Consider the following 21,183-nt stretch of genomic DNA (forward strand, 5'->3'; position numbering starts at 1 on the left):
GGCATACACGCTGCTGCCTTACCTTATGTAAAGAAGTTTAAAGATAACGCAGCCCTGAACACAAGTTAAGTGAATAAAAAAAGCGACGCCTGAGCGCCGCCTTTTATCATACCCGGGGTTAAGAGGCGTCAGCCGTGCCCGGTAAAGACTCCGGAGGCTGCGGCGCAAAGCCACGCAGACCTACGACGTGTACATGTTCACTGTTCTGGAACACTTTACGCACCAGCTTATAGGTTGTCCCTTTTTCCGGACTGATGTTTTCCGGCGCCGCGATGATGAGCTGCATATCGAGTCGCTCGCAAAGCTCAAACAGCGTGGCGATGGAGCGGGCGTCGAGACGCGCGGCTTCATCGAGGAACAGCAGACGGCATGGAGAGATGTCCTTGCCGCGCAGACGACGCGCTTCATCTTCCCAGCTCTGCACCACCATCACCAGAATCGACATACCGGTACCGATGGCTTCACCGGTAGAGAGCGCACCGGATTCCGCGCGCAGCCAGCCGTCTGAGCCACGGTTAACCTCAACTTCCATTTCCAGATAGTTGCGGTAGTCCAGCAACTCCTCGCCGATGGTTTGCGGCGTACGCTGGCCCATGTCAATCTGCGGATTCAGACGCTGATACAGCTTCGCCAGCGCTTCGGAGAAGGTCAGGCGGTTACTGTTGAACAGATCCTGATGCTGCTCATGCTGTTCAGACAACACGTCCAGCAGCGTGGAGTGCGCCTCACGCACGTTCACGTTCAGCCGCACGCTGTTGACCTGGCCAAACGACACGCTTTGCAGGCCCTGGTTCAGCTGACGGATACGGTTCTGCTCGCGCTGAATGGTTTTACGAATAATATTCGCCACGCTGCGGGAGCTGATTGCCAGCTTCTGCTCGCGGGAGGTCAGCTCCTCCGTCAGACGGCCCAGCTCGATCTCCATCTGTTCGATCGCTTCAACCGGATCATCGGTACGGATGATGTCCTGACGAATACGCTCGCGTAAGTGCTGATAAACCGCCACGAAGAACTGAATTTTGCGCTCAGGACGCTTCGGATCTTCGGACATGCGCAGCACGTCGCGCAGGTGTTCATTGTCCGCCACGGCCAGACGCAGCGCACCCAGCGCCTTATCCGACATAGAGCGCAGTTCATCGGCTGACAGGTACGCCAGCTCGCGACGGTGCAGACGACGCTCCACGTTGTTGTCTTTCACCATGCGCATCACCGCGCACCAGCCCGCCTTCGCGGTCACAACCTGTTCACGCATCTCAAAATAGTCGCGCTCCAGCTTGCGCAGACGACGCGTCAGGTTGTCCATCTCCGCTTCACAGAAGGTCAGCGCTTTTTCGAGCTGATTACGACGCGCACGGTTGTTGCTGAGCTGAGCATGCAGCTCATCGCGGCGAATACGCGCCCGCTCTTCTGCGCCGCTGTCGGCGCGCACACCAATGTCCTGCAACTCTTTATGCAGGTCATTTAACAGCTCTTTCTTGGTGTCGAAGGAGCTTTTCAGCGATGCCATGACCTGGCTGTACTGGCTCAGCTGTGCAGCGTGAGTACGCATCGCTTCACGGGCGCGCGTTCGTTCCGCTTCGGCCTGCTCAAGACGCTGGCGCAGCTTTTCATTCAGATCGCTGTTCCCGCTCAGCATTTCTGCTGAATCGGAGTAGCCGAAGTGTGCGCGACGTTGCACCACTTCCGTGAGGGCAAACGCCTGCTGACGCGCTTCGCGCTGCACCTGCTGTGACCAGGCGTAATCTTCTTTTAACTGCTCAAACTGTTCCGGGTCGCTCTGGAGAACGGAAACCATCGGCTCCAGTTTTGCCAGCTGATTGCCGTGTTGCTGCACAAAGCGCGCCGCTTCCTGCGCTTCGTCCAGACGTTCCTGAATCTCATCCACGCGGTCGGCGAGCGTATCGTCCGCCAGCAGGTTCAGGCGCGGCAGGATGCGGTTAAGGGCCGCAACGCCTTCTTTCGCCTGCTCAAACTGCACGCGGCTTTGCTGGTTGTCATTTTCATGGCTGGCAAGCGCACGCTCCAGCTCACCGCGGCGGGTGTTGAGCTTACGAATTTCAGCTTCCGGATCGGGCTGGAAGGCAACGCCCAGATGGCTGCCGATAAAGCGGCTGAACGCCTGATGCAGACGCTGGGTTTTCTGCACGTCAAACGACAGGGTCGCAAAACGCTCTGAAAGCGTTTCACGCTCTGCGTGCAGGCTTTCAATACGGTTTTCACGCGCGGCGCGGCCAAACAGCGGCAGTTCCGGGAAGCGCGAATAGCGCCACTGGCGATCGGCGATTTTCACCACCACCGCTTTTTCCAGCTCGTCGACGCTGAATACGCTGTCATCAAACGACTGCGGATCCCCTTCGATGAGGTAGAGATCTTCCGGGCAGTCTTCCAGCCCTGCAAGCTGGTCAGAAATCAGCGACAGATCCGGCACTACAATCGCGTTACGGGACGGACCGTACAGCGCGGAGAAGTACGGCGCATCGTCCAGGCCGACGTCGTCGTAAATTTCAGACAGCAGCACGCCGCCGAAACGCTCGGCTAACGCATTCAGGCGCGGATCTTCTGAGCCGCCAGGCTGGCTTAAACGCTCGATTTCTTCATCGACGTCACGCTTGCGCGCGCCCACTTCGTCACGCTCAACAATCGCTTCGCGTTCGCGCTCCAGCAGCTGTTGCATGTATTCGGTGACGTCCTGGCTGGAGGCAAACTCCTGACCACACTGCTCGCTGAGCTGGTTCAGGCTGCTTTGTGCGGCCAGCCAAATCGGCGCACGCTGTAAGAGCGTCTTCGAACGGGACTGAAGCTGTTCCAGCTCCTGACGCAGCGTCATGCGCTGTTCGCTGGCGTTCGATACGGTATCGGACAGGGCCGCAATACGCGCTTCCAGCTCCTGATGCAGAGCCTCAAGCTCGTCGAAATCGTAATTTTTACCCTGACGTTTGCAGAATTCCGCCAGCAGACGCTCAGCTTCCTGCTGTTCACGCAGACGCTGTTCCAGCTCGTTCAGGCGCATGCGCAGCGGCTGCACCTGCTCGGCCAGATGGCGCTGATTGACGCCGTCGCGCAGTAGCTCACGGGCAACGTCCCACGCTTCGTTACGCGCCAGCGGACCGTTGATCGCCACCACCAGCTGGTACGCCTGCTCAAACTGGCTGTGTGCCGTTTGCGCCACGCTCATTTTCTGATCGAGAGAAAGCAGTTTCTCAGTGGCTTCCTGCTCTTTGGCCTGGAAGGTATCCAGCCATTCGTCAGCGCTTTCAGGGGTCAGGTCCGGCAGGTGGCACAGCTCTTTGGCACGCTGCAACGCCTGCAGCGCCTGGTTGTATTGGATCGCGCGGGTCTGCTGCACGTCCAGCGCCTGCTGGTAGTCTGCGAGCTGGCTTTTCAGCTCATCCACTTCCAGCTCGGCGGCTTCCGCGCGGGCTTCGTTCTCTTCCTGCAAATCGGCGGCTTCTGCCACCACTTCATTTTGCTCTTCAAGACGAATTTGCAGTTCATCGAGATCGGCTTCATAGCGCTCGATTTTTTCCTGCTGACGCAGCGCGGTTTGCACCAGGTTCAGATGATCGCTGGCCGCCTGGTAATCGGCTTCCAGATCCCCTTCGGCACCGTTGTGCTCGCCCAGTTCGCGCGCCATTTCGACATGCTTATACTGCTCGGCGACCAGCTGTTTGCGGGAGGTAAACAGCTCGCGGCGGTATTCCAGCGCCTGATCGAGATGAATACGGCGCTCGTTGGCGTGACGCATATAGTCTGCCGCCACGTAGTTGGTGGCTTCGCTGATCAGGTGCTTAAACAGATCGCGGTCAGATTGCGTAACGCGAATCGCTTCCAGCGTCATGCGGTTTTCACGCAGCGCGGCTTCCATATCCTGGAAGGCCTTACGCACGCCGCTGTTTTCCGGCAGCAGGTAGTCGCGCAGGGAGCGGGTAATGGCGCTTGAGATACCGCCGTACAGGGAAGCTTCAATCAGACGGTAGTATTTACTACGATCTGACGCGCTGCGCAGACGACGGGCCACCACGCCGAGATCGAACATCAGAGAGTGGTAGTCGGTAATGGAGTTAAACTGCTTAAACTGCACGCCTTCGATGGCTTCCAGCTTGTCTTTCAGCTCCTGGAGCGTCAGAACGCGCGCCTGTCGTTCATTCAGGGTTTCCGTCAGCAGCGCGGTCGGCTGCACGGAGGTTGGCAGCCCCTGGATCGCAAACGGTTTGATATCTACTTTACGGTCGCGGCCGGCAACCTGCTGCAGGCGCACGCCTACAACCACGCGCTGATGACGGGAGTTGATCACGTCCAGCACCGAATAACAGACGCCCGCTTTCAGCTTACCGTGCAGCCCTTTATCTCGGGAGCCGCTCGTTGCACCCGCTTCAGTGGTGTTACGGAAGTGCAGCAGGGTCAGGTCAGGGATCAGCGCCGTCACGAAGGCCGCCATGGTGGTGGATTTACCTGCCCCGTTACCGCCGGAGAGCGTTGTCACCAGCTCATCCAGATCGAAGGTTCGGGCAAAGAAGCCGTTCCAGTTAATCAGCGTTAGTGAGCGAAATTTACCGCGTTCAATCATTACTCTTCCTCCCCGCTATCCGGCTGATTCTCTTCGTGCTCGTCATTGAGCTGCAAATGGTTTTCCACCGGCATCGCTTCACCGTCACGGATCATGCGCAGCTGTGCTTCACGCGCATCGTCACCCGCACGCACGTCGGCACCAAAGCGGAAGACCGATTCGGTAATGCGGAACTTGCTGCTGTCGTGACCCATGAACCAGACCATTCCCAGACGGCGCAGACGGTTCAGGGAAGAGCGAACTTTTTCCTGTAATTTCTGACGGTCCAGATCGGACCCCGTCGAGCGGTTATTTACCAGCTTGAGCAGCTTGCTTTCATCCGCCAGCGACAGCAGCTCATCGTAAAGCTCCTGCTGGGTGAAGATCCCTTCATTCGCCAGACGTTCCGGGCTGAGGTAGAGGTAGCAGAGAATTTTGCCGACCATCATATCCAGTTCGGAAAGCACCGAGCGCGGAATAAGCGTAGTAGAGCGCGGACGCAGGTAGAAAAACCCTTCCGGCGCGCGGATCAGCTCAACGTTATAGCGAGCGTAAAACTCTTCCAGATACTCCTGAAAGTCCATCAAAAAGGCGTGATTATCCAGCTCGTCAAGGCCAATGTGACGACCGGCACGCAGCTGGCTGTCCAGCGCCGGAAACAACGGATTCGCCAGCGCCTGTGCCAGCTTAACTGGCATCACTTGTTCAATATTTGTCAATGACATGCGCCTGTACCTTGGCTCCGTAATCGTTAATCGGCTGCCACTTCGGCGGCAGTCCGGTGAAATCGGCTTGTGCGATGCCCAGGCGCACCGCCTGGTCTACAACAATGCGGGCTACATCGAAGTGGCGCGCGCGCGGATACTGCGCCAGATAGTCGCGTACCACGAGGCCAAGATCCAGCGGTGCTTGTCTGGCTTTATAGACAGCGAGCTGTTCTTCGATCATCGCCGCAAGCTGCTCGCGAATTTCGTTAAATTCTTCGTATTCCAGATCCGGCGGCAGTTCACCGGTGACCTCTTCATCACGCAGCGCCATCTCTTCGTCGCGCATATCCAGAAGACGATCGGCGTTGGCGTAGGTCAGCGCCCACGGCGCATCAAAGTAGGTCTGTACCGACTGGCGCAGACGCTGAGCAAAGACGCGGTTCTTATCCATATCGATGGCGGTACGGATAAATTTATGCACGTGGCGGTCGTAACCGATCCACAGGTCGATCGACTGCTGGCCCCAGCTGATAATGCGGTCAAGCTTACTCTGCAAATCAAACACCAGACGGTCGATAAAATGCAGATCGTCGTGCGCCATCGTCGCGTCCTGGATGCGCAGCAGGTTGGCCTGTAGCTTATCCCCAGCCGCCTCCAGCGTATCCTGCAACTCACGTAGCGTACCGGACGTTTCTGACAGCAAAAGTTCACAGCTGGAGATGGCCGCACGCCAGTCTTTATTCAGCAGTTGAGCGATATCGTCTTTGACCTGCTGCTGCTGTTCGTCCATCAGACGTTGAGTCAGATCGATACTGTCGAAAATCTCGGCGACCGAGTATTTTAGCGGCGCGTAAACGTTGCGATGCCAGTGGAATTCGTCACCGTTTTCATCAGCCGCGTCGGCGGCACGCTTCAGCTCGCCTGCAACAATGGAGAGCTGCATGGAGAGACGCAGCGTGGAAAATTCGCGCTGGCGGATGTAATAGTCGGTAATGCCAATGCCCAGTGGCGTAAGACGATAGATGGCGTTTCCTTCCGCCTGCTCGCTGGTAAAGCGGTTCAGCAGACGTTGACGCACCATATCATTGATTGCGTTGTTGGCACGCACGCTAATGGTTTCGCTGGTTTGCTCAAACGCATCACTGACGTGGCGGAACGCATCCACCAGTTCGCCTTCACTCATTTCGCCATCCAGGCGTTCGCCGTTTAGCGTCGCAACCGCCAGCAGGAATGAGAGTCTGTCTACCGGCAGCGAGATGGAGAAATCGTTTTTCCTGGCCCAGGCAACCAGTTCGGGGACTGTCTGGGAAAATTCACTCATAGATTATCCTTGCATCTGCGGCTTGCGCGCGGTGACGTGGATATAGCGGCCAAGGCTCAGATAAGGCTCCTGGCGGCAGTACCGCGTCTCTATTTCTGTTAAGGCGTCTAAACAGTCATCCTGTTTTTGTTTATCACGCAGATAATCATGAAACACCCTCACGCCGGTTTTGCCGGTAATTTCCCAACCGATCTCCTCCAGCCAGCCATAGACCTGCTGCGGTTCACGGGGGAAATCCGGTGAAAGCGTGCGTCGTTTCTTTTTATACATGCCCTGCTGTACATAGCCAAAATTGCCGACCAGCACGTTTCGCATTAGCAGGCCGTTGGCATTGTAAAACATCAGCGATAACGCACCGCCCGGGCGCAGCATCGACCACAGCGTTTTTAACATCGCTTGTGGTTCGGCGACCCATTCGAGCACAGCATGAAACAATATCAGATCAACCTGCGTTTCCAAATGCTGCGGAATGTCCTGAGCGGCGCAATGTATAAAATGCATGTTGTCGCTCACACCTTTCTCTTCTGCCGCTCGCCCGGCGCGCGCAACCATCTCGGCAGAAAGATCGCAAAGCGTGACGTGATGTCCCCGCTGCGCCATCAGAATTGCAGTCTGCCCTTCCCCACCGCCGGCATCCAGTACGCGCAACGGTCGGTCACCAAATTCAGCCAGCAGCTTATCCAGATCCTGCCAGAGGATCGTCTGACGAAGCTGACCTTTGGTGGTGCCATAAATGTTGCGCGAAAACTTTTCCGCGATGTCATCAAAATTGCGATCCCGCATTGGGAGGGTTCCACTCACTGCAAAACCGCTATTTTGTCACACCCGCGCGGAGAATGAACCACTCTGGTGTAATATCACGGGCAATCGCCTGCTGTATGGTTAAAAAAGGAACCAAAAAGGATGCTTTTTACCCTAAAAAAATATATCGGAGGCATGATGCTTCCCCTTCCCCTGCTGTTGCTTCTCATCGCGCTGGGGCTGGCATTGATATGGTTTAGCCGCTTTCAGAAAAGCGGTAAATCCCTCGTCACCGTGGGCTGGCTGGCGCTGCTGTTACTCAGCCTGCAACCGGTCGCTGACGGTTTGTTACGCCCGATTGAAAACACCTACCCTACATGGCAGGGAAAACAGAAGGTGGGCTATATCGTGGTGCTGGGCGGCGGGTATACCTGGGATCCGAACTGGGCGCCCAGCTCGAACCTGATCAACAACAGCCTGCCGCGCCTGAACGAGGGGATCCGCCTGTGGCTGGCCAATCCGGGATCGAAGATGATCTTCACGGGCGCTGCGGCAAAAACCAATCCGGTAAGTACCGCTGAAGCAGGGGCAAGAGTGGCTGAATCGCTTGGCGTACCACGTTCCGCCATCATTACGCTGGATAGCCCAAAAGATACCGAAGAAGAAGCTGCTGCGGTGAAACAAGCCATCGGTGATGTGCCGTTCCTGCTGGTGACCTCTGCTTCACACCTGCCGCGCGCAATGATTTTCTTTGAGAATCAGGGCCTGCATCCGCTTCCTGCTCCGGCAAACCAGCTGGCCATTGACGCCCCGCTCAACCTGTGGGAACGGATAATCCCGTCCCCGGTATGGCTGATGCACAGCGACCGCGTCGGTTACGAGACGCTTGGCCGCCTGTGGCAGTGGCTTAAGGGTTCGTCAGGCAAGCCAGGGCAGGAGTGATTTTGCGGCCAGATCGAAACTGGCTCGATTAAAGCGCCCGGTGTTGACCAGTTGCGCCACCTCATCCCAGAGAAGATAGAGCCAGCGTCGCCAGAGAAAGGCCTCCGCAACGGGGGCGCGCTGAAGATAGTGCCAGAGCAAATCTTCCGCCGCCCCGCCCTCGCTCAGCCTGAACAGTTCGTACTCGCGCGGCGCCCAGAGCATGATCCCCGGCCCGACCATTGCCAGAAGCTGATCGCTGCGCGAGTCTTTAAGCATACTGCGCAGCGTGAAGTTGCCGTGAACCAGCACGCAGTTGTCGTTAAAACCCTCAAACAGCGTCGGAAGACATTCCCGGGTGCGGAACAGAATACGTTTGTCCTGCATCGTTAAACCGGTGTTGTTGAACTGGTTCAGCGTGCCCCACAGCACTTCAACACGCTGGCGATACCACAGCGGCCACAGGTTTTCCTGGGTGCTGTCTACCGCGCCAACAAGACCCCGGCTGTCCTGCCGATGCCAGGCTAGCAGGGCCTCGACAATCTGATCTTTCAGCTGTTCCCAGCGCTCCGGTGTACGCGTCGGAGCTTCAACAGAAACCCCGCGTAAACGTTCAATAAGCAGAACATCCGGGCCGGGATGCTCCTCATGGGTCATCACGCCGTAGACCGTCGGCATACGGACAGTCCCTTCCCGCGCCAGCATCGACATTTTCCAGGCCAGCTGTCTGGCGACGCCCGGCGAGGTAAAACTTCTGGCCATCAGCGGCATGGGGTTTCCCTGACTGTCGTACAACGACCAGAGTGCGGTATCGGCCTTTTCATTCACGCATTCCACCCGGCTTAGCTTTTCGCCAAGGAGATGGCTGAGTTCAGCACGCAGCTGTTCCATATGAGATTACCCCCATTAAGACTACTGCTTTTATAATGAGCGCGCGAACCCCGGATGTCACCCGGTCGAGATCAATAATGAAAAAGAAAAGGAAGAGAACATCCCCCCAGAACGAGGGGATGGCAGCGAATTAACGCAATTCGACGCGTACGCGATCGAGATCTTCAGGCGTATCCACGCCGGTACCAGGGACTTCCTGGGCAACCGCAACGTGAATTTTCTCGCCGTACCACAGCACGCGAAGCTGTTCGAGCATTTCGATATGCTCAAGCGGGCTTGGTGCCCAGGCGACATAGCGACGAATAAAGCCGGCGCGGTAGCCGTAAATACCGATGTGGCGCAGGAAGGTTTCGCCGATCGTCTCTTTCGATTGCGCGAAACGATCGCGATCCCACGGAATGGTGGCGCGGGAGAAATAGAGCGCGTAGCCCTCTGCGTCCATGACCACTTTCACCGCATTCGGATTGAACGCCTCTTCAGCGTGGTGAATCGGCACCGCGAGGGTCGCCATGCCAACCTTACGCTGGGCCAGGTTGTCGGCCACCTGACGGATAATAGCCGCCGGGATCATCGGCTCATCGCCCTGCACGTTCACAATCACCGTCTCGTCACTGAAACCGCATTTTTCGACGACTTCCGCCAGGCGCTCGGTGCCTGACTGGTGGTCGGCACGGGTCATGCACACTTCCCCACCCGCGGCCTCAACCGCTCGCGCGACATCCGGGTGATCGGTGGCGACGATGACGCGTCCGGCGCCCGATTCGCGTGCCCGTTCAAGGACATGCACAATCATCGGTTTACCGTTGATATCCACCAGTGGTTTACCTGGCAGGCGCGTTGAAGCATAACGCGCAGGGATAATGACAACAAAACTCATGGTTTGATCTCTTCTGCCACCAGAGAACGGGCTTCATTTTCCAGCAGGACCGGAATACCGTCACGCAGCGGGAACGCCAGGCTGTCCAGTTTGCAAATCAGCTCTTGTTTATCCTGGCTGTAATACAGTTTGCCGTTGCACACCGGGCAGGCAATAATTTCAAGTAAACGGTGATCCATAGTTCCTCCGTATGGGTAATTGCTAAAGCTTACCACATTCTTTTTTCAGGGAGTGCCTGTTTCCCAGCCACCTCGACAGGTCGTAAACAGCCCCGCAGGCACGCGACCGAGTACTATTTCATACGCCCCCTGCCAGCGCGCAAATTCACCGAGCGCAGACGTTAGCCCTTTTTCCAGGCCTGCCGTCACTTTTATGCCCTCTGCCAGCCAGAGCGCGATAATTTCAAGCGTGCCGGTTTTACGGTGCATTTTAGCGTCCATGCGCCCGACAAGCTGCCCTTTATGAAGCAACGGCAAAACAAAATAACCGTACTGACGTTTTTGCGCCGGGGTGTAGCATTCCAGACGGTAGCTGAAATCAAACAGCTGTTCGGCCCGCTTTCTGTCCCAGACTACGGGGTCGAATGGCGAGAGCACGGCACTGTGGGTCGCGTGGAGTTTGCCCTCTTGCGCCTGCGCCAGCAGAGGGAACAAATCCGCATGCAGCCACATTTCACCTAACGACTCAACCGAGACCGGCATCACGCGCTGTTCACGCTGCCACGTTTCCAGCAGCGGTTTTAGCTGCGGTTGACGCAGGCGATAATAATCCGCCAGCCACTGTGGGCGGAATATGCCCAGGCTGCGGGCGCTGTTCCCGAGCATGATGGCTTCGGCTGCGTCCTGAGACAGCAGGTCACGCGTATCGTCCCAGTGAGGCATAACGCGGTGCGTGAGGTCATAGACGCGCTGAAAGTTGCGGCGCTCGACCACCATCACTTTGCCCGACGTAAACAGCCCTTCAAGATGGCGTTTGTGCGGTTTCCACTCCCACCATCCGCTTGCGCCTTTTCGCGGGTGTTCAAAATCCGCGGAGCGTACCGGACCGTTTTTCTGAATATGGGCAATCAGTTGCTCTATTTCATCCGCGTGTTCCGCCATCCATTCCTGGCGGTATTTCCAGCCCATTTTGTCCGGGGCGAGCATGCGGTGACGCACCAGTGCAAAATCGCTGCGCGGGAGAAAACAGGCTTCATGCGCCCAGTATTCCATCAGTTCGCCCTGACTTAGCGCATTATCCAGCCACTGCGGAGGATAGTTTCCCAGGCGGCTAAACAGGACCAGATACGGGCTACGCGCCACGATGTTAATGGTGTCGATTTGCAGCAACGACATGCGTTGCACGGTAGAGAGGATATCAGCTGGCTGCGCGCGGCGGCGGGGCTTTTTCAGAAGCCCCTGGGCGGCAAGATGCAAGTTTCGTGCGGCTGCAAGTGAGAGTTGCGGTAGAGACATGCGTTTTCCTGTCAGTCAAAGCGCCACCGGAACCGCGTAGAAGTTACTGCACTAACGCGAGCAGTTCCTTGAGCAAATGTTCCGGCTGTTCGCCGCTGAGTTCAGCGTCAACCGGCAGATACCACCAGTTTTCTTTCGCAAAGGCCCGGCATTTTACCGCGTCTTTTTCCGTCATGATCAGCGTCTGGCCCGGCGCTGCCAGCCTTTCAACCTCTTCGGCAACTAACGCCTGGTGATCGGCCAGCGGCACCCGTTTTTCCAGCCGAGCGCCGCACTGCTCCAGCGTCGCGAAGAAACGCGGCGGATGACCAATCCCAGCCATCGCAATCAGATGATCCAGTAACGCGACGTCTTTACGCTCGCCGGTCAGCATATTCACTGCCTTTCCGGGACGAAGATGCATCGGGATCTCACCCGCTCTGGCTTCACCACCGTTTACAATCACGGCATCGACGCTCTTCAGGCGCGACGCACGCTCACGCATTGGACCGGCTGGCAGCCACCAGCCGTTGCCAAAACGCCGCACGCCGTCAATAACCACGATCTCTTTGTCACGCGCCAGCGCGTAATGCTGCAAACCATCATCGGTAATTATGATTTGTACGTCATGCTCTGCAAGCAGTGCCTTTACGGCATCACTGCGCATCGGCGATACCGCAACCGGCGCGCCAGTACGTTGGTAAATCAGTACCGGCTCATCACCGGCTTCAGCGGTTGTCGTAGCTGGGCTCAGCACCAGTGGATACTGCGCCGCTTTACCACCGTAACCGCGTGAGACAACTCCCGGGCGGATACCGCGCTTCTGGAGCTGTTCTACCAGCCAGATCACCACCGGCGTTTTGCCGTTTCCACCCGCCGTCAGGTTGCCGACCACCACTACCGGTACCGGTGCGCGCCAGGCGCGCTTGATCCTGAGGCGATAAAGCAGACGAATAGCACCGCTCACCAGGCCATACAGCCAGGAGAGCGGGAGAAGCAGCACCCACAGAGGGGATTCACCCGACCAGATGCGTGCAATCATTGACCGAACTGCATTTTATGAAGCTGCGCGTAAACACCACGTTGTTCCAGCAGGTCCGCATGGCTGCCGCGTTCAACGATAACGCCGTCTTCCACCACCACGATTTCGTCAGCCTGTTCGATGGTCGACAGACGGTGCGCGATAACCAGCGAGGTACGGTTTTTCTGTAATTCATCCAGAGCCGACTGGATAGCGCGTTCAGATTCCGTATCCAGTGCGGACGTTGCTTCATCGAGGATCAGAATCGGGCTGTTGCGCAGCAGCGCTCGGGCAATCGCGATACGTTGACGCTGACCACCGGAGAGCAGCACCCCGTTTTCGCCAATGATCGTATCCAGACCGTTATCCATTTTGTTAATGAAGTCCATCGCATAGGCCATACGCGCCGCATTCTCGATCTCTTCACGGCTGTACTCTTCGGTACGGGCATACGCAATGTTGTTCGCCACCGTATCGTTGAACAGATGCACGTTCTGCGAAACCAGCGCGACCTGGTTACGCAACGACTGTAGGGTATATTCCCGCAGGTCGTGACTATCAAGCAGGATTTCGCCCTGGTCGATATCGTAGAAACGGGTAATCAGGCTGGCAATAGTCGACTTGCCCGAACCGGAACGACCGACCAGTGCAACGGTCTTACCCGCCGGGATGGACAGGCTGATATCACGCAGCGCCGGCACTTCACGGCCTGGATAGGTAAAGGTCACGTTGCGGAATTCCAGGTCACCTTTAGCGCGCTCTATCACGCGTGTACCTTCATCTTTTTCTTGTTCGGAATCGAGGATGCTGAACAGCGTCTGACAGGCTGCCATCCCGCGCTGGAACTGGGCGTTGACGTTAGTCAGCGATTTCAGCGGACGCATCAGCGCAATCATGGATGAGAACACCACGGTAATGGTACCCGCAGTCAGGGTTTCCATGACGCTCGGGAAGCTTGCTGCATACAGGACGAAGGCCAGGGCCAAAGAGGCAATCAGCTGAATGATCGGATCGGAAATCGACGAGGCCGATACCATTTTCATCCCTTGCAGGCGCATTTTGTTGCTGACCTTGTCAAAGCGTTTGGTTTCGACTTCCTGACCGCCGAAGATCAACACTTCCTTATGGCCTTTCAGCATCTGCTCGGCGCTGGTAGTCACCTGCCCCATCGTATTCTGCATATTTTTACTGATGTTACGAAAACGCTTTGATACCACGCGGATCGCGATGGAGACAATCGGCGCCAGCACAATAAGGATCAGCGACAGTTGCCAGCTGTAATAGAACATCATCGCAAAAAGACCGATGATGGATGCGCCTTCACGCACAACGGTAATCAGTGCGCTGGAAGAGGACGACGCCACCTGCTCTGAATCGTAGGTAATACGCGACAGCAGGGTACCGGTTGACTGTTTGTCAAAGAATGAGACTGGCATCCCCATCATGTGGCTGAATAACCGACGGCGCATGGTCATCACCACTTTACCGGATACCCAGGAGATGCAGTAGCTGGATACATAGCTGGAGATTCCGCGTAAGATCATCAGCCCAATAACCACCAGCGGCATCCATAGCAGCACTGAACGATCCGTTTTACCAAAACCGTCATCCAGTAACGGTTTGAGAAGCGATAACATAAACGTATCGCTGGCTGCGTTGAGGATTAACGCTACGCCCGCCACGATCAAGCCTGCTTTGAAAGGTGCAATCATCGGCCAGAGCCGGCGGAACGTTTGCCACGTGGAGAGATCTTTGTCGTTATGCATTCAAAAAACCAGCATTTGTTGAAATAGCCGCATATTCTACCCGTTATCTACGGGCGCGCCAAACCACTGATGATACCAACGCGGTAAATAGTGTTCACGTAAGCGGCGAATTTGCCGACTTTGGTGCGAAAACGTCACAGTTATCTGTCCGGACTGCGGGGTATCAAGCCAGAGATATCCCTCAGTTCGATAGCGCCTGACTACTTTGATGGAAGGGAAACGCCACGCGTTATAGCGGGCCATCGAGGCCAGCGAAACCTGCCCCTCCACGCGCTGTAGCAGCGGTGTTGAAGATGAAGTGTTACTCCCATGATGCGGCACCTGAATCAGTGTAGCCGCAAGTTGACGCCAGCGGTGGCTCATCATTGCCAGTTCTGCCTGCGCTTCAATATCTCCGGTCAGTAAAACGCTCTGTTCGCCGTCATCGATTTTTACCACACAGGAGCGGTTGTTACCTTTCGCCGAGGTGTTTTCGGGTGGCCAATGCACGGAGAACGTTAACCCATGCCACTGCCATCGCTGTCCACGAAAGCACGGAAGATGTCCGGTCCAGGCTAAGGGGCTTCTGATCCACATTGCAGGCCAGGCAGCTTTTAGCGATGCCAGTCCCCCCGCGTGGTCGAGATGTTCATGGCTCAGGATCACCCCTTCCGGCCTCAGATGATGCCAGCGTAGCCAGGGGATAATCAGCTGCTGCGCGCTGTCCCCACCGGGCCATGCCAGCCCGGTGTCATACAGAATGGCCTTCCCGTGACGCTCAATGACCATCGCCAGCCCTTGCCCTACATCCAGCATATGCAGGGACCAGCTGTCAGTTTTAATCCTGTGCCAGAGGGGAAATGCCATCACCACGCTGCCTGCCAGACAGACTGCGGGTACTGCGCTGAAGGCCCTGAATCGCCAGCCAATGATCAGCAGCCACGGCAGTAACGTCAGGTATTGCCAGCGTTCATCCACGTCCTGCCAGCCATTCGGTAAACGCATCAATAGCCAGAAAAGTCCTGCCAGAGACTTATCGGCAGCCAGCCAGACGATACTTTCCAGCGTCGCCACCGGAAACAGATGCAGAAACATGCCGAGCAGGATCAGTGGAACTGAGATAATCGTTACCAGAGGAACAGCAAACAGATTCGCCACCAGCGAGGAGAGACTGAAACCATGGAAAATCAGTACCTGAAGCGGCAACAGGAGCAGCAGCATTCCAACCTGCAAATACAACAGCGTAACCAGCGGCCGCAGGCACCGGCCACGTTGCCAGTGCGGGAGAGGCAACCACTGATACCAAAAAATAAGCGCGGCGACCGCAAACGCGGATAACGCCAGGCTTTGTGACAGTACCGCCAGCGGATCGAAAAACAGGATCGCCGCCACGCAGGTAAGCCATACCTGCCAGGGCGACCACTGGCGACCACTCATTTTTAATGCAGCCAGTACCACAAGCGCCATAACCGTACGCAGCGCGGGCGGCTGCAATCCCGTTAGCCATGCGTAAAAGGCGGCAAAAAGCAGACCTGCCAGTAAGGGCACTTGCCAGATAATCCAGCGGCCCGGCAGGAAAAACTGGATGCCCCGAGCCAGTAGCCAGACAGCAGAAGCTGCCAGCGCAATATGCAATCCCGAAATGGCCATGAGATGCATCGTTCCGGTCTCACGCATCAGGTTTTTTATCTCCCGCGAGACCGATAGCCGCTCCCCCATTCCCAGCCCCAGGATCACGGGCCCCCACTGATATGCTGAAAGCGTATTCTGTAGTGATGTCAGGTATTGCGAACGCAGGCTACAGCGTGCGTCGATAATCTCCGCATGGGTAAACCGTCCGCTCAGCGTCTGGTGTCGGGCAAAGGCGTTTTTCTGCGAATCATAGCCGCCATCGTTGAGTTCTCCGTGTACCGCCCTGAGCCGCAGGGTCATCGCCCAGCGTTGACCCACGCAGACATTTTGAGGCAGGTAGTTGCCGTAGAGTGACACGCCCATGGCAGCCCACACGCGTTCTCCATTGAGGCTGATAATCCTTCCCTGATGCATCGTTGCGCCGTCCGTTGCGGTAATGACCACCTCGGCCTGCTGAGGTGCTTTCGTTAAATGGTTCATCGGCCACACGCTTTCCTGAGCGGCCAGGATCCCCCAGCACATAAAAAGCAATGCGAGGCCTGAAAACCTGAGCCATTTTCTCTTCTGTACGGATAACGCAACTCCTGCGGCAATCAGCAACCAGACAATATGCAAATCTGGCAAAACGGGTAACCAATAGAGCGGGATTATGGCCAGAATGGCGCACATACTGATAACGTGGATCCCCATCTTCACCTCCATGTTTCAGGCGATTATGCGGCGGGACTGATGCGTCGTCAGACAGAAAAGGCGTGATTTACAGCGGGCGCTGCAACGTTTTTAAGCGTTTACAGCAAAGAGGAAATTTAAATGCGGCGCGTATTCAGAAATGCAGGGCGGGATACAAAAAAAGCACCCTAAGGTGCTTTCTTTAAACTCAGTTTAACCCTGATGATTAAACTCAGTTACCGTAAATATTGGCGCGATCGCGCAGTTCTTTACCCGGCTTAAAGTGCGGAACATACTTTCCTTCCAGCTCCACTTTATCGCCAGTCTTCGGGTTACGCCCGGTACGTGGTGCACGATAGTGCAGGGAAAAACTACCGAAACCGCGGATTTCAATGCGCTCGCCCTGGGCAAGAGTGGTAGCCATATGCTCCAGCATCTCTTTAACGGCATCTTCCACAGCCTTGGCAGGGATATGCGGTTGCTGACTGGCAAGTCTTTCAATCAATTCTGACTTGGTCATGATTCCTCCGGTTCCTTTCAAACCCATTAGCTGAACAGCTTATTAAACAAGGGCGGCCGTAGCCGCCCTTTGTTATTGATTACAGGACGAATCCTGCAATCTGTCAAGTCTGCTCTCCATCCTTCGCGCTGTAAATGCGTTACAGCTCAAATGATGGTGCGAACCTGAACTTACTCGCCTTTAGCTGCTTTGAAAGCTTCAGCCATTGCGTTGTTAGAGAAGTTTGCATCTTCCTGTTTGTTCACAGTTGCGATTGCATCTTTCTCATCAGCTTCGTCTTTAGCACGAACAGACAGGCTGATTGCACGGTTCTTACGGTCAACACCGGTGAACTTAGCTTCAACGTCGTCACCAACGCTCAGAACCAGAGTTGCATCTTCAACGCGGTCACGTGAAGCTTCGGAAGCGCGCAGGTAACCTTCAACGCCGTCAGCCAGTTCTACGGTTGCGCCTTTAGCGTCAACAGCAGTCACTTTACCGTTTACGATTGCGCCTTTCTTGTTCAGTGCAACCCAGTTGTTGAACGGATCTTCTGCGAGCTGTTTAACGCCCAGGGAGATACGTTCACGCTCTGCGTCAACCTGCAGAACAACTGCTGCGATTTCGTCGCCTTTTTTGTATTCACGAACTGCTTCTTCGCCTGCAACGTTCCAGGAGATGTCAGACAGGTGAACCAGGCCATCGATGCCGCCGTCCAGGCCGATGAAGATACCGAAGTCAGTGATAGACTTGATTTTACCTTCAACACGGTCGCCCTTGTTGTGGGTTTCCGCGAACTGCTGCCATGGGTTGTTTTTGCACTGCTTCAGGCCCAGGGAGATACGACGACGTTCTTCGTCGATATCCAGAACCATCACTTCCACTACATCACCAACGTTAACAACTTTGGATGGGTGGATGTTTTTGTTGGTCCAGTCCATTTCGGAAACGTGCACCAGGCCTTCAACGCCTTCTTCGATTTCAACGAAGCAGCCGTAGTCGGTCAGGTTGGTAACGCGACCAGTCAGTTTAGTACCTTCTGGGTAACGCTTAGCGATAGCTACCCATGGATCTTCACCCAGCTGTTTCAGGCCGAGGGATACACGAGTACGCTCGCGGTCGAACTTCAGCACTTTAACAGTGATTTCGTCGCCCACGTTCACGATTTCGCTTGGGTGCTTAACGCGTTTCCACGCCATGTCGGTGATGTGCAGCAGGCCATCAACGCCGCCCAGGTCAACGAATGCGCCGTAGTCAGTGAGGTTCTTAACGATACCTTTGACTTCCATGCCTTCCTGCAGGTTTTCCAGCAGCTGATCGCGTTCTGCGCTGTTTTCGGATTCGATAACGGCACGACGAGAAACAACAACGTTGTTACGCTTCTGGTCCAGCTTGATTACTTTGAACTCAAGCTCTTTGCCTTCGAGGTGCAGGGTGTCACGGACTGGACGAACGTCTACCAGAGAACCTGGCAGGAACGCACGAATACCATTCAGCTCAACAGTGAAGCCACCTTTAACTTTGCCGTTGATAACACCGACCACAGTTTCAGCTTCTTCGTAAGCTTTTTCCAGCGTGATCCATGCTTCGTGACGTTTAGCTTTCTCACGAGACAGCAGGGTTTCGCCGAAGCCGTCTTCTACTGCGTCCAGAGCAACGTCAACTTCGTCACCTACCTGGATTTCCAGCTCGCCCTGGGCGTTTTTGAACTGCTCAGCCGGGATGGCGGACTCAGATTTCAGACCGGCGTCAACCAGTACTACGTCTTTGTCGATAGCAACAACAACACCGCGAACGATGGAACCCGGACGGGTTTCGATTTCTTTTAAGGATTCTTCAAACAGTTGAGCAAAAGATTCAGTCATGTTTAATCTTCAGGTTAATATTAACGTCCACCTGGCTCCGTGCCGGATGGGGTTGTTTCACATACCCGCCGTCAATCCATTGCAGCGGGGGTACTGCTAAATCGGTCGCGATTACGCGAGTGCCAGTTTTTGGCGCGCATATTGTAGCGCTTTTTCAATCACTTGCTCAATAGTTAAACTGGTTGAATCCAGCACTAATGCGTCTTGCGCGGGAACAAGTGGTGCGACGGCGCGGTTACGATCGCGGTCATCGCGCTCTTTTATCTCGGATAAAAGGCGATCAAAGTTAACACTAAACCCCTTTTCCTGCAACTGAAGCATGCGGCGTTGAGCACGTTCTTCCGAAGAGGCGTCAAGGAAAATTTTCACTGGCGCATCAGGGAATACCACGGTTCCCATGTCGCGGCCGTCGGCGATCAGCCCCGGCGCTTCGCGGAAACCGCGCTGGCGACGTAACAGCGCTTCACGAACGCGTGGGAAAGCCGCCACCTGAGAGGCCGCATTGGCCACTTCCTGCGTACGGATTTCACCGCTGACATCTTCCCCTTCCAGGATCACTTCAAGGTTGCCATCAGTAGAGACAAAGCGCACATCCAGATGTGCAGCCAGCGGTACCAGCGCTTCTTCAGACGCAACATCTACATGATGATGCAGCGCAGCCAGCGCCAGCACGCGATAGATTGCTCCCGAATCTAAAAGATGCCATTGCAATGCTTCCGCCATCGCTTTGCACAGAGTACCTTTCCCTGCGCCACTTGGCCCATCAATGGTGATTACCGGGGCAATTGCCGTCATCTTTTTCTCCTTAATTAAGGCATACCGTTTACATGAACGCCGCGCATTATACGCGCCAACGTGCGCAACTGTTACCTTTGCGTGCAAATTACGGAATGATTGAAGCAGAGTGTAGAAGAAATGAAAGAGGATGACTGTCAGAAAGCGTAAGGAAATGCCGCATCAGGAGATGCGGCATACGATCGTCAGGCCAGGGTGCTAATGCGCGCCAGCTGTTCGAAGTAGTCCGGGAAGGTTTTCGCCGTGCACTTCGGGTCAAGGATGGTGACTGGCGTATCTGACAGCGCCACCAGCGAGAAACACATCGCCATGCGGTGATCGTTGTAGGTGCCAATTTCTGCAAATTGCAGTTTTGCCGGCGGCGTGACGCGAATGTAGTCTTCGCCCTCTTCTACCACCGCCCCCACTTTACGCAGCTCGGTTGCCATTGCGAACAGGCGGTCAGTCTCTTTTACGCGCCAGTTATAGATGTTACGCAGCGTGGTGGTGCCTTTCGCAAACAGCGCAGCGGTGGCGATGGTCATTGCCGCGTCAGGAATATGGTTCATGTCCATGTCGATGGCGTTCAGCTCACCGTGCGTACAGGAGATGAAGTCATCGCCCCAGGTCACAACCGCGCCCATTTTTTCCAGCACGTCGGCAAAACGAATGTCGCCCTGCACGCTGTTGCGACCAATACCCGTCACTTTTACCGTACCGCCTTTAATCGCACCCGCGGCCAGGAAGTAGGACGCGGATGACGCATCCCCTTCAACCAGGTAGTTGCCCGGAGACTGGTACTGCTTTGCCCCGCGCACCACGAAGCGCTGATAAGACTGGTTTTCCACCTCAACGCCGAAGGTTTTCATCAGGTGCAGCGTGATATCAATGTACGGCTTAGAGACCAGATCGCCTTTAATGCTAATCACGGTATCATTTGGAGCCAGCGGTGCGGTCATCAGCAGTGCCGTCAGGAACTGGCTGGAGACGCTACCGTCAACCTCAACATTACCGCCAGTGAAACCACCGCGCAGACGCAGTGGCGGGTAATTTTCTTGCTCAAGATAATCAATCTGCGCGCCGCCCTGACGCAGGGCATCGACCAGGTGGCCGATCGGACGCTCTTTCATGCGCGGCTCGCCGGTCAGCACAATATCGTTGCTCCCAAGACACAGCGCAGCGGCCAGAGGACGCATCGCCGTACCGGCGTTACCCAGGAAAAGCTCCAGCGCTTCAGCGGAATGTAATGCGCCGCCGTTACCGGTGACTTCACAACGGGTACGATCGTCTGACAGCGCATACTGAACGCCCAACGCTTTCAGTGCATTGAGCATATGGCGCACGTCATCGCTGTCCAGCAGGTTGGAAAGGACGGTGGTGCCGTTTGCCAGAGCTGCCAGCAGCAGAGCGCGGTTCGAGACACTTTTTGAACCAGGCAGATTAATGGTGCCATCTACCCGCGCGATAGGTTGTAACGTCAGGGATTCCATGAAACTTAACTCTCAACTCAACATAATAAAAACCCCGCAGGAACGCTGCGG

At 55.8% G+C, this 21,183-nt stretch carries 16 protein-coding genes; 1 reads left to right on the forward strand and 15 read right to left on the reverse strand.

Annotated features, from left to right (window positions below):
• Window positions 1-118: 118 nt before the first annotated feature.
• Genes mukB through cmoM form a run of 4 tightly spaced genes read right to left on the reverse strand, consistent with a single transcriptional unit; the run spans window position 119 to window position 7,357 of the window.
• Window positions 119-4,567, reverse strand: a complete 4,449-nt coding sequence (mukB, locus tag AC4OVS_RS14685; protein WP_023299731.1) for a chromosome partition protein MukB — start codon at window positions 4,565-4,567, stop codon at window positions 119-121.
• Window positions 4,567-5,271, reverse strand: coding sequence for a chromosome partition protein MukE (gene mukE / locus AC4OVS_RS14690; RefSeq protein WP_003858208.1), 705 nt, complete (start codon window positions 5,269-5,271; stop codon window positions 4,567-4,569). Before mukE ends, mukB begins: the two co-directional genes overlap by 1 nt.
• Entirely contained in the window at window positions 5,252-6,574 is a 1,323-nt protein-coding gene (gene mukF / locus AC4OVS_RS14695) for a chromosome partition protein MukF (protein WP_022647635.1), read from the reverse strand. Before mukF ends, mukE begins: the two co-directional genes overlap by 20 nt.
• 3 nt (window positions 6,575-6,577) lie before the next feature.
• Complete coding sequence (gene cmoM, locus AC4OVS_RS14700) at window positions 6,578-7,357, reverse strand: tRNA uridine 5-oxyacetic acid(34) methyltransferase CmoM (RefSeq protein ID WP_006809373.1); 780 nt, start codon at window positions 7,355-7,357, stop codon at window positions 6,578-6,580.
• Window positions 7,358-7,477: 120 nt separating this feature from the next.
• Here cmoM and elyC point away from each other — a divergent pair, with 120 nt between their 5' ends.
• The gene (gene elyC / locus AC4OVS_RS14705) at window positions 7,478-8,257 is read left to right on the forward strand and encodes an envelope biogenesis factor ElyC (protein WP_165716284.1); all 780 of its coding nucleotides are present in this window, start codon (window positions 7,478-7,480) and stop codon (window positions 8,255-8,257) included.
• On the opposite strand, the gene AC4OVS_RS14710 is transcribed toward elyC, so the two are convergent.
• The 11 genes from AC4OVS_RS14710 to aroA form a co-directional block, all read right to left on the reverse strand.
• The gene (locus AC4OVS_RS14710; RefSeq protein WP_003858216.1) at window positions 8,234-9,127 is read right to left on the reverse strand and encodes a YcbJ family phosphotransferase; all 894 of its coding nucleotides are present in this window, start codon (window positions 9,125-9,127) and stop codon (window positions 8,234-8,236) included. The two genes, elyC and AC4OVS_RS14710, sit on opposite strands and share 24 nt — an antisense overlap.
• Before the next feature lie 130 nt (window positions 9,128-9,257).
• The gene (kdsB, locus tag AC4OVS_RS14715) at window positions 9,258-10,004 is read right to left on the reverse strand and encodes a 3-deoxy-manno-octulosonate cytidylyltransferase (protein ID WP_023299728.1); all 747 of its coding nucleotides are present in this window, start codon (window positions 10,002-10,004) and stop codon (window positions 9,258-9,260) included.
• Window positions 10,001-10,183 carry a protein YcaR gene (ycaR, locus tag AC4OVS_RS14720; protein WP_003858220.1) on the reverse strand — a complete coding sequence of 61 codons (183 nt, stop codon included), beginning with the start codon at window positions 10,181-10,183 and terminating at the stop codon, window positions 10,001-10,003. The genes kdsB and ycaR overlap by 4 nt, the downstream gene beginning before the upstream one ends.
• A gap of 45 nt (window positions 10,184-10,228) precedes the next feature.
• Window positions 10,229-11,458: a winged helix-turn-helix domain-containing protein gene (locus AC4OVS_RS14725; RefSeq protein WP_491922526.1), complete on the reverse strand. Its 1,230-nt coding sequence runs from the start codon at window positions 11,456-11,458 to the stop codon at window positions 10,229-10,231.
• Between the two features lie 43 nt (window positions 11,459-11,501).
• Window positions 11,502-12,479: a tetraacyldisaccharide 4'-kinase gene (gene lpxK, locus AC4OVS_RS14730; RefSeq protein ID WP_491922527.1), complete on the reverse strand. Its 978-nt coding sequence runs from the start codon at window positions 12,477-12,479 to the stop codon at window positions 11,502-11,504.
• Window positions 12,476-14,224, reverse strand: a complete 1,749-nt coding sequence (gene msbA / locus AC4OVS_RS14735) for a lipid A ABC transporter ATP-binding protein/permease MsbA (RefSeq protein ID WP_069596409.1) — start codon at window positions 14,222-14,224, stop codon at window positions 12,476-12,478. Before msbA ends, lpxK begins: the two co-directional genes overlap by 4 nt.
• 36 nt (window positions 14,225-14,260) lie before the next feature.
• Window positions 14,261-16,525, reverse strand: a complete 2,265-nt coding sequence (locus AC4OVS_RS14740) for a ComEC family protein (RefSeq protein WP_491922528.1) — start codon at window positions 16,523-16,525, stop codon at window positions 14,261-14,263.
• Between the two features lie 211 nt (window positions 16,526-16,736).
• Entirely contained in the window at window positions 16,737-17,024 is a 288-nt protein-coding gene (gene ihfB, locus AC4OVS_RS14745) for an integration host factor subunit beta (RefSeq protein WP_003858233.1), read from the reverse strand.
• A 170-nt stretch (window positions 17,025-17,194) separates the two neighbouring features.
• Window positions 17,195-18,868, reverse strand: coding sequence for a 30S ribosomal protein S1 (gene rpsA / locus AC4OVS_RS14750; protein WP_003858235.1), 1,674 nt, complete (start codon window positions 18,866-18,868; stop codon window positions 17,195-17,197).
• 111 nt (window positions 18,869-18,979) lie between these two features.
• Window positions 18,980-19,663: a (d)CMP kinase gene (gene cmk, locus AC4OVS_RS14755; RefSeq protein WP_015570968.1), complete on the reverse strand. Its 684-nt coding sequence runs from the start codon at window positions 19,661-19,663 to the stop codon at window positions 18,980-18,982.
• 185 nt (window positions 19,664-19,848) lie between these two features.
• Window positions 19,849-21,132 carry a 3-phosphoshikimate 1-carboxyvinyltransferase gene (gene aroA, locus AC4OVS_RS14760; protein ID WP_022647628.1) on the reverse strand — a complete coding sequence of 428 codons (1,284 nt, stop codon included), beginning with the start codon at window positions 21,130-21,132 and terminating at the stop codon, window positions 19,849-19,851.
• Window positions 21,133-21,183: the final 51 nt, after the last annotated feature.

Source organism: Enterobacter sp. 4974935 (assembly GCF_058661735.1).

Excerpts from the sequence above, each read along its gene's own strand:
- mukB (WP_023299731.1), bottom strand. The coding sequence starts at position 4,567 with ATGATTGAACGCGGTAAATTTCGCTCACTAACGCTGATTAACTGGAAC.
- mukE (WP_003858208.1), bottom strand. The coding sequence starts at position 5,271 with ATGTCATTGACAAATATTGAACAAGTGATGCCAGTTAAGCTGGCACAG.
- mukF (WP_022647635.1), bottom strand. The coding sequence starts at position 6,574 with ATGAGTGAATTTTCCCAGACAGTCCCCGAACTGGTTGCCTGGGCCAGG.
- cmoM (WP_006809373.1), bottom strand. The coding sequence starts at position 7,357 with ATGCGGGATCGCAATTTTGATGACATCGCGGAAAAGTTTTCGCGCAAC.
- elyC (WP_165716284.1), top strand. The coding sequence starts at position 7,478 with ATGCTTTTTACCCTAAAAAAATATATCGGAGGCATGATGCTTCCCCTT.
- AC4OVS_RS14710 (WP_003858216.1), bottom strand. The coding sequence starts at position 9,127 with ATGGAACAGCTGCGTGCTGAACTCAGCCATCTCCTTGGCGAAAAGCTA.
- kdsB (WP_023299728.1), bottom strand. The coding sequence starts at position 10,004 with ATGAGTTTTGTTGTCATTATCCCTGCGCGTTATGCTTCAACGCGCCTG.
- ycaR (WP_003858220.1), bottom strand. The coding sequence starts at position 10,183 with ATGGATCACCGTTTACTTGAAATTATTGCCTGCCCGGTGTGCAACGGC.
- AC4OVS_RS14725 (WP_491922526.1), bottom strand. The coding sequence starts at position 11,458 with ATGTCTCTACCGCAACTCTCACTTGCAGCCGCACGAAACTTGCATCTT.
- lpxK (WP_491922527.1), bottom strand. The coding sequence starts at position 12,479 with ATGATTGCACGCATCTGGTCGGGTGAATCCCCTCTGTGGGTGCTGCTT.
- msbA (WP_069596409.1), bottom strand. The coding sequence starts at position 14,224 with ATGCATAACGACAAAGATCTCTCCACGTGGCAAACGTTCCGCCGGCTC.
- AC4OVS_RS14740 (WP_491922528.1), bottom strand. The coding sequence starts at position 16,525 with ATGGGGATCCACGTTATCAGTATGTGCGCCATTCTGGCCATAATCCCG.
- ihfB (WP_003858233.1), bottom strand. The coding sequence starts at position 17,024 with ATGACCAAGTCAGAATTGATTGAAAGACTTGCCAGTCAGCAACCGCAT.
- rpsA (WP_003858235.1), bottom strand. The coding sequence starts at position 18,868 with ATGACTGAATCTTTTGCTCAACTGTTTGAAGAATCCTTAAAAGAAATC.
- cmk (WP_015570968.1), bottom strand. The coding sequence starts at position 19,663 with ATGACGGCAATTGCCCCGGTAATCACCATTGATGGGCCAAGTGGCGCA.
- aroA (WP_022647628.1), bottom strand. The coding sequence starts at position 21,132 with ATGGAATCCCTGACGTTACAACCTATCGCGCGGGTAGATGGCACCATT.